Here is a 13524-nt window from a genome sequence, read left to right on the forward strand (position 1 = left end):
ACCGGTTTTCTCAGCGCGCTTCCCGAGCCGGGGCAAGTGGCCGTCGTCTCGAGACCGGGACTTCGCCAGGGCCGCTCTGCTTGACTTTGTGGCGTCAGCGCGGTTTACGAAGTCACCGGTCCGTCAACCGGACCAACATCGAAGAGCAGAGAGTTTTTCCCATGCAGATTGCGATTTTCGGAACCGGGTATGTCGGATTGGTCCTTGCGGCCACGATGTCTGACGTCGGTCAAGATGTTACCTGTGTGGATGTGGATGTGGAGAAGATCGCCGGTCTCAAGCGGGGCGAGGTGCCGATCTACGAGCCCGGTCTGGAAGCCCTTGTCCGCGACAACCAGGCCGCAGGGCGCCTGACCTTCACTACCGATCCCGCAGTCGGCGTGGCTTCCGCCTCAATCATCTTCATTGCGGTGGGAACCCCGCCGGAAGAGGATGGTTCAGCCGATCTCCGGCACGTGCTTTCGGTCGGCGAAATGGTCGGGACCTTGATGCAGGAGCCGAAGATCATCATCAACAAGTCGACTGTGCCGGTGGGCACGGCCGACCGGGTCAAGGCCACGGTAACGGCCCGGCTCGCGGAACGGGGTCTGACCGGTCTTGAATTCGATGTTGTCTCCAATCCGGAGTTCCTCAAGGAAGGCGCTGCGGTGGCGGACTGCATGAAGCCTGACAGGATCATTCTCGGGGTGGAGACCGCCGGCGGTCGCTCCGAACAGTTGCTCCGCGAGCTCTATGGACCGTTCAACCGCAATCACGACAAGATCCTCGTGATGGATGTTCGCAGCGCCGAACTGACGAAATACGCCGCAAACTGCATGCTTGCAGCCAAGATTAGTTTCATGAACGAGATGGCGCATCTGGCTGACAAGATCGGTGCCGACATCGAGAAAGTGCGGCTGGGCATCGGATCGGACCCGCGGATCGGCTATCACTTCATCTATCCCGGCGTCGGGTATGGCGGATCCTGCTTTCCTAAGGATGTCAGGGCGCTGATCAGCACAGCCCGGGAGCATGGCATCGATCCCATGGTGATGGAGGCGGTCAACAACCGCAACAATCACCAAAAAACCCTGCTGTTCGACAAGATCCGTGCCCGTTTCGGAAGCGATCTGAGAGGGCGGACATTTGCCCTCTGGGGCCTGTCCTTCAAACCCAACACCGACGATATCCGCGAAGCGCCGTCCCGCACGCTGATGGAGGCGCTGTGGGCCGCGGGGGCTCACGTCCGGGCCTATGATCCAAAGGCCATGAAGGCTTGCCAGGAAGCCTATGGCGATCGCCCCGATCTGTTCCTGGCGCAGTCTCAAGAACAGGCGCTGGAGGGAGCCGATGCCCTGGTGCTGGTAACGGAATGGAAGAGCTTCCGTTCTCCCGACATGGCGGAGATTGCCGCGAAATTGAAGCAGCCGGTCATTTTCGACGGCAGGAACATCTTCGATCCCGCCATGGCCGCCGGCTACGGGCTGGAGATCGTTGGTATCGGCCGCTCCAGCCGGATGCAGCCAGAAACGCTGTGATCACCCAGTCCCGGAATTGAGTGCGCGCGTGTCGTCGGCCAGGACGCAATGCAGATCATGCGTGTTTCCTGTTTTGGGCGGTGACAACAACGTCGAAGCGCTGCAGCCTCAGTCCAGCATGTCCGCCTGCGTTCCGTTGAGCGCATGCTGCACATAGCTGACTTTCATGAGCAACTCGCTCAGTTCCGCTTCGTTCAGACGCGTTGTGTTGTGCGAATTGTACTCTTCCAGCTGGTTGAGGCGCGCCTCGCCTTCTTCAACGAAAATCGAGTAGTTCAGGTCCCTGCCATCGGCAGGGATCCGGTAGTAACCACCCAGGTCATCGGCGATGGCGAATTCCTCGCGGCTCAGCAGCACTTCGAAGATTTTCTCGCCATGCCTCGTCCCGATTTCCTTGATCGGATGGTCGGGCTGCTTGAACAGGCCGGTGATCGCCCTCGCCAGCACCGCAACCGTGCTTGCAGGAGCCTTCTGCACGAAGATGTCGCCGTTGCGGCCATGAGTGAAGGCATAGATCACCAGCTCCACCGCCTCTTCCAGCGTCATCATGAACCGGGTCATGTCGGGGTTGGTGATGGTGATCGGCTTGCCGGCGCGGATCTGCTCGATGAAGAGCGGGATGACAGAGCCGCGTGACGCCATGACGTTGCCGTAGCGGGTTCCGCAGATCACAGTCTGTGCAGGATCCAGGTTGCGGGAGGCGGCAACCATGACCTTCTCCATCATCGCCTTGGAAATGCCCATGGCATTGATCGGATAAACCGCCTTGTCGGTGGAAAGGCAGACCACCCGTTTCAACCGGTGGGTAATGGCCGCTTCGAGCACGTTCTCGGTGCCAATCACATTGGTCCGGACGGCTTCCATCGGATGAAATTCGCAGGATGGGACCTGTTTCAGGGCGGCGGCGTGAAAGCAGTAGTCGACCCCGCGCATGGCGCGCTCGACGCTTGCCAGATCGCGCACGTCGCCCAGGTAGAACCTGAGCTTGGGATGGTTGAAATGCTTGCGCATGTCATCCTGCTTCTTCTCGTCCCGGCTCAGGATCCGGATTTCGCGGATGTCCGTGTCAAGAAAGCGCTTGACCGTCGCGCGACCGAAGGATCCGGTTCCTCCGGTAATCAACAGCACCTTGTCTGCAAACATCCGTTACTTCCTTGAATTTGACTGGTCGGACTTGTCTGGGCCGTGTGATGCCCGGTCGACGGAAAACCGTCAACCCGTGCAGCATGATATGTGGTTCGGTGCAGCCCGGCAAAGCCTCAGGTCACCTGGCGTTTGCCAGTTCCGCGATCATCTCGGGCCATGAAGGAGGTGTGTAGCCGAAGCAATCGCGAAACCGGGTTGAATCGAGGCTGCGGTCGATCTTCAAGGCGGTGTCGGGAACCACCTTGATCGAAGGATGCAGGTGCTGCTTGATCAGGAGAAGCAGGGCATGCTTGTCGATGGGCTCGCTGGACACCTGAAACATTCCATGCGCCTCGGTCCTGTTTGTCAGAACTGTCTCGATGATCCGCGCCATCTCGATCGTGGTAAACCCGGAAAAGATCGCATTCTGAAATCCCTTGACGGTTCCCCGCTGCGCCAGCACCCATTCGAGCAGGCTGGATTTGCGGCTGAGTTCATGGCCGATGATCGAGGTGCGCAGCGTGATGCAGCCTTCGTCGTCCACCTCGCCGAGGAATTTCGACCGCCCGTAGAGATCTTCCGCATCCGAGACGTCGGATTCCAGGTAATTCCCCTTGCGCCCAGAGAAAACGCAATCCGTGCTCATGTGCACCAGTCGGGCGCCCGCAACGCGGCACAGCACGGCCAAGCGGTGCGGCAGCAGCGCATTGATTTCAAGGCTGAGGATCGACTGCTTGGCGGAAGGCCGCTGCTTGATGATTCCGACGCAGTTTATCACGGCATCGGGCTGAAACTGCGCCATCACTTCGCTGACCCGGTCGATGCTGCGAACGTCGATGCCGAAGAACGAATTGTCCTCGGTAAACAGCCCGTAGCTGTCGTAGCTGGATTTGTCCTGGCGCAAGGTCACCGCCACCTGGTGGCGCGGGGACAATTGCTTGAGAAGCTGGTGTCCCAGCATGCCGTCGCCGCCCAGTACAAGTATTCGCATGTCCCTCTCCATTCCTGTCCGAAAAATCATCACCGCGTACGGTGGCCGGCCGCACGGGCGCGCTTTTCCGCGCGGAACCATTCAACCAGCTGATCAAAAAGCGTGTCCATGTTGTAGTTCTTTTCCATGTAGGCACGGCCGCGCCGACCCATCTCCGCCCGCTCGTCCGGGCTCTTGGTGGCAAGCTCTGCAATCGCGGAAGCCAGCGCCCGGGGCGAGCCCGCATCGACGCCGATGCCGGCGCCGCTGTCGCTGACGATCCTTTTCACATCACCGCTGACACAGGAGACGATGGGCCTGCCTGCGGCGAGATAGGATTGCAGCTTGGCCGGCACGGTCACCGCGAAGGCGGGTTCGTCGCGCAGCGAGATGAGTAGCGCGTCGGCCTGCCGGTAGAAAGCCGGCATCGTGGTGGACGGAAACCTGCCGAGGCAATGGAAGGTCTCCGACAACCCGCGTTTGGCCGATTGTTCGCGCACCCAGTCGAGCTTGTGGCCGTCCCCGACGATGACGAACTGGATGTCCTTGCGGTCCCTGAGCATCTCCGCCGCGCCCACCACCGTCTCGAAATCCTGGGATGCGCCGACATTACCGGTGAACACCACCTTGAAGCCTTGCGGCAGCACGGGAAGGCCGGTGTCGTCGATCGGCGCCGCATCCTTTCGCAGGTCCTCCCATTGCGGGAACCAGCGGACCTCGCGCGGCTCACCCGCAACGCGGCGGATCGAGGTCTCGAACCCCTGCGACGTGGCCAGGATCACGTCGCTGCCGGCATAGACCCTTCGTGCGAGCCAGCTCGCCACCCTGTCGGCGAGCGGTGAGTTCAGCATGCCCGAGGCCGAAAGGCTTTCCGGCCAGAGGTCGAGCACCCACAGGAACATCGGGGCTTTGGCTTTCCAGGCAGCCACCATGCCGGGGAAGCCCACGGTCACCGGCGAGATCTCGTAAACGAACACGGCGTCGTAGCGATTTGCCAGGCGAAACAGCGACACCACGCTCGCCGTCAGCGCGAAGCTGAAATAGTTGAGCACAAGTCCGATCTTGCTTTTCCGCCCGCGCGGAATGAGCGGTGCGCGGATGACCCGCACGCCCTCGTGCGTTTCGGTCCACGGGCCGCGCCAGCCATGTGAGGGAAAGATCCTGCCGGTGGGATAGTTTGGCAGCCCGGTCAGCACCGTGACGGCATGACCGCGCTCGACAAGCCCCACGGCAAGCTCGTTCAGTCTGATATCCTCGGGCCAGAAATACTGGCTGACGATCAGGATGTCGAGTTTGTCCCGGGCGGGCGGTCCGGCATTCATGGTCAGCTCGCCATGTCCGTCTTGAGCCATGCCATGTAGTCCCGCAGCCCGGCTTCGAAGTCGGCGGAAGGCGAAAAGCCGAGTGAGGCGCGCGCCGCCGAGATGTCGGCCAGTGAATCGCGCACGTCGCCGGGGCGCGGCGGACCGTACTCGACGGTCGCCTTGATGCCGGAAACCTCCTGCATCATCTCGATGAGCTTATTGATGGTGATGCGGGTTCCGCTGCCCAGGTTGAAGGCGCCCGAGACCCCCTCCGCCAGCCCGGCCTGGTAGTTCGCCTGGGCGACATCCTGGACATTGACGAAGTCGCGGGTCTGCTCACCGTCGCCGAACACCGTGATCGGCTCGCCACGCAGCATTTTGTAGGCAAAGATCGGGATGACGTTGCCATAGGCGTCAAACCGCTGGTTGATCCCGTAGACATTGAAGTAGCGCAGGGCCACCACGCCGATGTCGTAGAGTTTCGAATAGCTCAACGAGAACTTTTCCTTGAACAGCTTTGAGGCGCCATAGGGGCTGTCCGGGTCGATGGGATGGTCTTCCGATATCGGCAGCTTCTTGAGCTCGCCGAAAATACCCGCGGATGAAGAGACAACAACGCGGCCGACACCGGCCTTGCGGGCTGCCTCCATCAAAGTGACCGTCCCCATCACGTTGATATCCGCATCGAGCCGCGGGTCGTCGATGGACCGCTTGTTGCCGACCGCGGCGGCAAGATGGAACACAACATCGCAACCGTCGACAGCGGCCTCCACTGCCTTGGCATCGCGTATGTCGGCTTCCATGAAGGTGATATCCGGATCGAAATCCAGGTTGCGGCGATAACCACTCAGCAGCGAATCGATCACCACTACGTCGTGTCCGTGGGACCGAAGAAGCCGGCACAGATTTGATCCGATAAAGCCGGCGCCTCCGGTGACGAGTGCTTTCATGATGTTGATGTCCTTTTGCAGTTCTCTATGGTCCCGCCGCGCTTGCAGCATACAGGTTTGAATGAATTGGAAATCGGCCTACTTTTCAACCCGGTCTCCATTGCCGCTTTCCAGTGCCGTTGCAATGATGAACTTGAGATCCAGCAGCAGTGATTGGAGCGCCAGGTAGCATGCATTCCAGTGTGCCGGCTTCTCGGGGGCGACCATTTTGATACCATTGACCTGCGCCATGCCGCTGATCTCCGGCTTGAGCGCAAGGACACCCAAATAGCGTCTGGCTTCGACGAGTTTCTGCCGCAGCGGCAGGCAAGGGCGTGACCCGATGGGACTGATCTCGTTGTGGGAGCCAATGGCTGGCTGATCTTATTGCAATCTCGGCAAGTGATCTTCTCGCGCAGCGTCTGGATTAATTTCCCCTGGGATGGAATCGCGTTCGGCGTATCGGTGCAGTCTCCGCCCATATTGATGATCTGGGCAGAGCCGCAGCAGGTACGTTGCGCGCAAGCCTCAATGACTACACGTTCGTGCGGTAGGTGCTGGGGATATGATTTGCGGGCTGGCCGACCGCCCTCGAAGGACGAGACTTGCGCGATCTTTCGCGCCACCCGTTCTATGTTGATCATCGCATGGGAGGTCGTCACGACGGCGCATACCTCCGCGACGTCGGCGGTAGTGTGCAGAAATTTTCGTAAATTTCTCATTCGACGACCTTGGTTTGAGTTTCCCGCTTTTCGAAGAGCGCTTCATGTCCATGTATTCTCGCGTTGACCATTCGTGCTAGCGATGTGACGCACACGTTCAGCGGCGAGGTTCAGGCAGGATTTGCCAGTAGGGTACGCTTCGACGCCCCGCGCTCGTCGCTGGATCTCACGCATGATCCGTTCCAAGTGGTGTTGGTTCTCAGCTTGATCAAATGGCTGTCCGGGAAGCCTAAGTAGGTCAATGTCTCCTGTCCGTACTCTTCCGATAACTCAGTCGTCTTCGCCAGTTTCAATGCACGCAGATCTGCGGTGACGGCGTCCGTCTTCTCTACTGCGGCTTTGAGACATTACCGCAGCATTGCGAGGCATTAAATTGCTTCTGATTGCATTGATTGTGACTCGTCATTATCCCACGTACCAATCAAACTAAAAAGCAGAGCTCTTGCACCCTCATGGTTTTCTTCATCAAGAGCCTGGCGCATATCGTTCAAGTGAAGAGTTAGGTCAGATGTTACAATGGGGACTGAGTCAGCCATCATGATCTTGGGATGAAGGGTAGGTTTCGCGTTTTCTCGGTCGTAGAACAGTTCCTCAAAAAGCTTTTCTCCAGGTCTTTTTCCGATGACGTTGATCGCAATGCCGCTGTCCGGATTTGCATCGTCGCGCACTTTGAAGCCAGCAAGGCGGATCATATTCGCAGCAAGATCACCGATACGGACAGGTTCACCCATATCAAGTAGGAAAACGTCACCACCTTCTGCAAGAGCTCCAGCTTGGACAATCAGTTCGGCAGCCTCAGGAATCGACATAAAGTAACGTGTCATATCGGGATCGGTCACTGTTATTGGGCCACCCTTTGAAATCTGCCGTTTGAAAAGGGGGACCACTGAACCATTTGATCCTAGAACGTTTCCGAATCGTACTGCGCAAAATGTTTGATGCATTGGCGTTGATCGAGTTTCTAAAGCAACCTGTTGAACAATTAGCTCTGCCCAGCGCTTAGTGGCGCCCATGATATTTGTTGGACGAACTGCTTTGTCGGAGGAAATAAGCACGAATTTTTTGACCTTCTCAGCGGCGGCAATCCTCGCAACGGTTAACGTACCGAAAACATTATTTTGAATTCCTTCCAGAATGTTCTCCTCGAGTAGTGGCACATGTTTATGCGCTGCAGCATGGTATATGACTTGCACTCCATGCTCTCGTATCGTTCGGCGGATCAGTCGTTCATTTGTAACTGAACCAAGAACGGCAACTATTGATGGGCCATCTCTTTGAGCCAGTTCTTGTTCAATTTGATAAAGCGCGTACTCGTTGGCTTCCATTAGAATGATCTTGTTTGGGCGCCATGTGGCGATAAGACGACAGAGTTCTGAACCGATTGAGCCGCCAGCGCCCGTAACCAGCACGACATTGTCGGTTATAGCCCGAGTGAGTAAATTCTTGTCCGCCGGAACAAAGGAGCGTCCTAAAATCTCGTCAATTTCGATCTCGCGGATTTGATTGACGATATATCGGCCGTCGACAATGTCAGAGATGTCCGGGACACTCCTGATCTTAGCGCCGAGTCCGGTTACCCGCGCAATTACGGCCTGTCGCGTATCTTGAGGGATTGAAGACATGCTTAGGATAATTTCCTTGATGCCGTATCGGTCGATCAGCCCAGCTAAATCACTCGGTGGGAAAACTCTATATCCGCCAATATCACGGCCGTGATTGGACGGGTCGTCGTCGATTAGACCCATGACATAACGATTTCCATGCCCGCGCAATGCTCGAGCAAGCTGGGCGGCTGAAGCGCCCGCACCATAGATAAAGACGGGTTCCTCGTCACGGCGCATGCCGGTGCCTGCGCTTAATATCCACTTTGCAGCGAATCGTGAACTTCCGACAAAGAAAGTGCCAAGGAAAAAATAGATGAATGGGACTGATCTGGGCACAATTCCCTGGCCTGCCATTTCCATCAGGAATATGATAATTACCCAACACATCGTTGCAATCATCATCGCGCGGATGATCGTCCAAATGGCAGCTTCAGGCAAATAACGAATAACTGATCGATACAAACCGAGGCGAATGAAGATAGGAATTGCAACAACGAGCGCAAAAACCGCAAGAATTAGTCGTTCTTTGGTAACTGCGGGGAACCAGTCTGAGAGGCGAAGTGCGTAAGCACCCCAGAGAGCCGCCAGCAACAAAACGATATCCATTAACAGCATCATCATCCGTTTCCAGCGCCGTGGCGTAAGTATGATGCGCTCACGCAGCCTTCGAATGATAAAATGATCTGCGAATTCACTTTGTTTCATTGGAGAGTTCCCATCTCTAACAATTCCAATATTACCACATATTATCAATCTAAAATATAGCAACAGGGATATTAATATATATATGTAAATAGGTCATGTAAAAAGTCCGAATATTGTATTTAATAAATGAAAAAAATGAAAAAAACATAATTAGGGCTGCGAAAATATCTATTCATAAATCACACGGTCACCTTGGCCCCTTCCAGCCAGTGTTGATATAATGATGCGAAAATCAAGAAGAAGGGATTGTAGGCGCATGTAGCGATAATCCCACACCGCTAGACGATGCGGATCGCTCATATCGATTCCGTTGATCTGCGCCAAGCCACTTATCCCGGGCTTTATGTCCAAAACACCGCATCGGCGTCGCGCCTCGATCAATTCTACCTGGACTGGAAGACAGGGGCGGGGCCCAATCAAGCTTACCTCGTTGCGCATGATATTTATGATTTGTGGTAGTTCATCAAGCTTCGTCCGGCGCAAGAACCTGCCCAGAGCGGTAACCGCGGCATCCGATACCTCGTGCGTGCCAGCTTGGATAGTCCCGACCAGCATGGTGCGATATTTGTAGCACGTAAACTCCACGCCGTTTCGTCCGACACGAGTTTGCGCAATAAAGCCCGGCCCTGGGGACTGCACCCTGACGGCGACCCAGATCAAAATAAGCAGCCAACACAATACCACGATAACTGATAATGCGAAACCGAGGTCGATCAGTCGCTTTGGGATATAGAAGAAGGGGTTTTGCCATTGCGGGTCTGACAAGATTATTTCGCTCTCGCTCTCGCTCTCGCTCTCGCTCTCGCTCTCGCTCTCGCTCTCGCTCTCGCTCTCGCTCTCGTCCGGAGCTTGTGGCTGTTGGAGAAGAAATTCTGCAAAGCGCTGGATGTGGACTGTTGGCTTTAGGGCGGCAGATATTTGGAATAGTCGGTTGGCAGGGCCGCTAGGCAGTCGATTCAGCCAGGCAAGTTTTCCGCGCCATTCGCGCCCGTACACCAGCGGTAGATAGACATTGATGATCCTCAATCCGGTAACAGATTTGAGACGCTCTGCTGCCTCGCGCTTGCTTATGGCGTAACCGGATTGATTTTGCCCATCAAGCGCATGGCTGGACGAAACGTGAACGAAACATGCAACACCCGCATCGCGCGCTATCTGCGCTATATCGTAGGTAAACCCCACATTGATAGCCCGGTATGTAGCAAGGCTGGCGGCGGAATTGGAATTTGACACAGCCAGATGCACGAGCATGTCGAAGCCTTTGGCCTCTTGCGCGAGGGATGCATAGGTGCAGACCGCTTGATCCGGAAACAGATGCTCTAAAGCCTCAGTATTGCGGCCTACCAACAGCAATTCGCGGCCAGCGGCAGCAAGCAGAGGAACTAAACAGCGTCCTACAAAACCGGATGCGCCGGTTACAACGATTCTCAAGGCACGTTCTTTCCATCTTACGACTACGAGTGTTGATATCCTATTCTACTGCTACCACTCAATTGATTAACAGCCCGTAGAATTGGTTTGAGAAAGGATCGACTGTGGGGGAGCCTAAATTGGACAATTATGAATACTAAATTCATCCAACCCGCGCGTCCAATCCAATCCCATCCACACAGCCGAATAAGTGCACTGCTTTTAGTCCATAAACGACGTTGTCCCGGGGTCTAATTATGTCCGGCGTCGCTCCGCAACGACCAATGCAGCTAACGCCATCACCAAGAAAACGAAAATCTGGCGGTTGACGTTCAGCATGAGGTTCATATCCGATAAGCCGAATGTAAGCGATGCGGCCACTGTTATGAGGCCCGCCTGGCCGAGCACTTTTTGAACTCGACTGTGCTCCGTGTATGCGCGACCAAACACCAGAATGGATGCAGCAAACATCATCACCCAGCTTAGTAGACCTACTAGCCCTTGTTCAGCCAACAACTGAATTGGTTCATTGTGCAGGCCGGTAAGGCTCTTTATCCAGGGATCAACCTCATTCTGTGCAATCTTTTCGTGCATTCTCTGCACAACGCCCTCTCGACTGTGACCCAACCAAGGTTTCTCAGGCCATATTGATAGGCCAAATCTCCAAAGCTCCAATCGCGCGTCGGCAGAACCTTCGACAACCTCTCCTGTTTGGAACCAGGCCATGGTTCCAATTGCAGCGCTTTTAACTCGCGATAAAGGTGTATCGAGCGGCATGAAAGGCAGGAGGCAAGCAAACGTGAATGCGGCGACAAAGAACGAACGTCTTCCCTGTCTGGATGCGCGCCAGAAGTCCTCTACAATTACCCAAATCAGAACGAGAGGGATAAGGGGCCATCCACCTTTGGACTGAGTAGTGAGACTGGCCACAACTCCAAAGAAAAAACCCATATACGCCAATGCAAGCCAAATGGGTTTGCGCAAATTCAATGGTGAATCATGTCGACCTGCAAGAGCAATACAGCCCAGCAGGAGTGCATTGTTGCCAAATGTTATTGGGCTGCCAAGAAAACCAAAAGGTCGTTCAGCGCCAAGGTAGATCGATTGAAATAAGGCGAGGAAGCAAGCTAATACGGCACCTAGCAAACATCCTAGCCATATGAACCGTCTATCGATACGTCCGTCCAACACAGCCAAGACGATCAGCGGTGCCCACAAAAATGGCATATACATCTCATAGTGGCTGATTGGTGCGCGATGCCAGAGTTGAATTAAAGCGCAAATGAAAGCATAAGCCATGAAGATCAAACACAATTTTCCAGACAGATGCGGCTCAAACAAAGACGCGCGCGCATGCATCCGCTTCAAGAGATAGAAAAGTCCTATGATGGCAAATAGCGCGCCAGCAATCGTGTAAGCATCTGGCATAGAGAGGCTTGCAGCGAGTGAAAACATCATAAGGATGTTCATTGCGCTGATTCTATTTGGCTGTGCATTGTTCACTTTATGAAATTGGCCCTTGTTTCTACAGAAACCAAATTGAAAATTAATAACTATCGGTTGTTCCAGTGCAAATTCAAAAGGAGACATTTTCGAAAATTCTTGCAAATAAAAATGTGCAAATTAACCATAATTGATGGATTTGTTCCTGGAGTGTTCTTTTGGCATTGAGTTGATGCGTTTTTTAGAATATCTAGCAATTGATCGGTGTTGCATACACACTACCGATTTAAGCGGCCTCCGCGGGTGCGTCAACACCCAACGAAGGCCTGACCGAAACCCCTACTCACATAGGAGCACGGCTATGCGATTTATTACGCTAGTTTCCCCTTAGGGAACATCCCAAATTTCCGTTTCGACGTCATTGCGGTGATGTGATTGTGTCTTGTCCATGTCTGGCTGTGAGCCGCATGTAACCTGTCATCCGGTCATCGCCCCGGCGCCCGATCGCGGAAATCATTTCCACATTTGAATTTTGATCCAGGCAACCTTTTGGGGCTGACTGCTGATGTGTTGACGCGTTGAAGACGCGTGAGCCTGTCGGTTGCTATCCCCGGAACGTAAGCGGCGCCGATCGGTCCTTGAGCCATGATGTCTGCCAGTTCTGGCAGCGTTGCGGGCCGAGGAAGCGGTAAAGCTATGCACAGGTTGCGCCAAGACGAAGGGATTTTCCCAATGACACAGACAAACCAGAATGACAGCAGCACCTCAACCGAACTCCCGGTGCTTGATATCGACGCGATCAGGCCAGATCTTCAGGCTCTTGCCAAGGCAACCGTCGACAGGACGCTACACCAAGCTCGGAACACACGGGCCGATCCCGTGCTCGGCTGCTCAAGTACGCTTGCGACCTATTGCATGATGATTCCCAGGAATGACGGGCAGGCGCTTGAACAGGTCCTGGACATTGTTGCCCGCCATGTCGAGAGCCTGACTGTCATTAGGAACGGGCTCAGGTTCAGCATCGATCCCAAACATCTTGAACTCCTTCAGTCCAATCATCCCGTGATTTTTGCTGGCCTGCAAACCAATTACGATCCCGCGCAACTCGGGCCGTCCTATCGTGCGGATGCTTTGGCCATCAACCAGGTCACAGGCAAGGCATGCCTTCTCGAATTCAAACGGCAGACGGCCACGATCGAAACCACAAAACTCAATGGCATTGCGGACAATCTAGCCATTGCGCAGGCGCAGGTCTGCGACTTTCTCTACAAGCAGCATTGGCGCTTAAAGATCGAACCTCAGGCGGTAAACTGGGCAATTATCGATTGTTCGGACCAGGAATTGCCGCCGCGTTTCCGGGATGCCGGGGTCTTTGGCCTAAATAGCCTGGACGATATTACAGGTGCCTCAGGCGTTGCCGAAGCGTACAGGCTGTTCCGCGGGTTCATGGCTGCCGAATTCCGTCGCGGTGAAGCGGAGCTGATGGCAGAATCGCAGAGGTTCATCTCATTTCAATCCGCTCAAGCAATGATTGAGGCTGAGGTTACCAGGGCCAGGCTGGCAGTGGCTGCAGAGATGGCCCAAGTCTCAGCCCCTGTCCATTCAGCTGATGCTGATGCCACCAACACCGACGATCCCGAAGATCATGCGGCGAAGCGACCTCTGTCGGACCATGATGCCGATCATACCCGTCGGCATGAAGCGACGATAATACCGTTTCCCCTGGATCGCCGGACTGTCCGGCGGCGCTTCGGAATGTTTGGCACCTAGCTCATTCTGATGAGGACAGGCTCGT

At 55.2% G+C, this 13524-nt stretch carries 10 protein-coding genes; 2 read left to right on the forward strand and 8 right to left on the reverse strand.

The features are described from left to right. Positions 1–161 precede the first annotated feature (161 nt). Positions 162–1517, forward strand: coding sequence for a UDP-glucose dehydrogenase family protein (locus tag HPDFL43_RS04780; RefSeq protein ID WP_007196133.1), 1356 nt, complete (start codon positions 162–164; stop codon positions 1515–1517). Positions 1518–1625: 108 nt separating this feature from the next. Here the strand turns inward: HPDFL43_RS04780 and HPDFL43_RS04785 are convergent, their stop codons facing one another. From HPDFL43_RS04785 to HPDFL43_RS04820, 8 genes are all read right to left on the reverse strand, one after another. Then, positions 1626–2660 (reverse strand): polysaccharide biosynthesis protein, encoded by a 1035-nt coding sequence (locus tag HPDFL43_RS04785; RefSeq protein ID WP_007196134.1) that lies wholly within the window; start codon positions 2658–2660, stop codon positions 1626–1628. A 121-nt stretch (positions 2661–2781) separates the two neighbouring features. Further along, positions 2782–3633: a dTDP-4-dehydrorhamnose reductase family protein gene (locus HPDFL43_RS04790; RefSeq protein ID WP_040449647.1), complete on the reverse strand. Its 852-nt coding sequence runs from the start codon at positions 3631–3633 to the stop codon at positions 2782–2784. Between the two features lie 29 nt (positions 3634–3662). Further along, complete coding sequence (locus HPDFL43_RS04795) at positions 3663–4964, reverse strand: glycosyltransferase family 4 protein (RefSeq protein WP_007196136.1); 1302 nt, start codon at positions 4962–4964, stop codon at positions 3663–3665. Then, positions 4937–5866: an SDR family NAD(P)-dependent oxidoreductase gene (locus tag HPDFL43_RS04800; RefSeq protein WP_040449652.1), complete on the reverse strand. Its 930-nt coding sequence runs from the start codon at positions 5864–5866 to the stop codon at positions 4937–4939. Before HPDFL43_RS04800 ends, HPDFL43_RS04795 begins: the two co-directional genes overlap by 28 nt. A 78-nt stretch (positions 5867–5944) precedes the next feature. Next, on the reverse strand, positions 5945–6217 hold the full coding sequence (locus HPDFL43_RS04805; RefSeq protein WP_084594573.1) for a sugar transferase: 273 nt from the start codon (positions 6215–6217) through the stop codon (positions 5945–5947). A gap of 718 nt (positions 6218–6935) precedes the next feature. Further along, a complete protein-coding gene (locus HPDFL43_RS04810) occupies positions 6936–8876 on the reverse strand; it encodes a nucleoside-diphosphate sugar epimerase/dehydratase (protein ID WP_007196141.1) in 1941 nt (646 codons plus the stop codon). Positions 8877–9044: 168 nt separating this feature from the next. After that, complete coding sequence (locus HPDFL43_RS22365; protein ID WP_084594574.1) at positions 9045–10307, reverse strand: sugar transferase; 1263 nt, start codon at positions 10305–10307, stop codon at positions 9045–9047. Positions 10308–10541: 234 nt separating this feature from the next. Further along, positions 10542–11876: an O-antigen ligase family protein gene (locus tag HPDFL43_RS04820; RefSeq protein WP_040449072.1), complete on the reverse strand. Its 1335-nt coding sequence runs from the start codon at positions 11874–11876 to the stop codon at positions 10542–10544. A 498-nt stretch (positions 11877–12374) separates the two neighbouring features. Here HPDFL43_RS04820 and HPDFL43_RS04825 point away from each other — a divergent pair, with 498 nt between their 5' ends. After that, positions 12375–13499, forward strand: coding sequence for a hypothetical protein (locus HPDFL43_RS04825; protein ID WP_156970194.1), 1125 nt, complete (start codon positions 12375–12377; stop codon positions 13497–13499). Positions 13500–13524 lie beyond the last annotated feature (25 nt).

Origin of the sequence: Hoeflea phototrophica DFL-43 (assembly GCF_000154705.2) — a bacterium.
In the GTDB taxonomy this organism is placed as follows: Bacteria; Pseudomonadota; Alphaproteobacteria; order Rhizobiales; family Rhizobiaceae; genus Hoeflea; species Hoeflea phototrophica.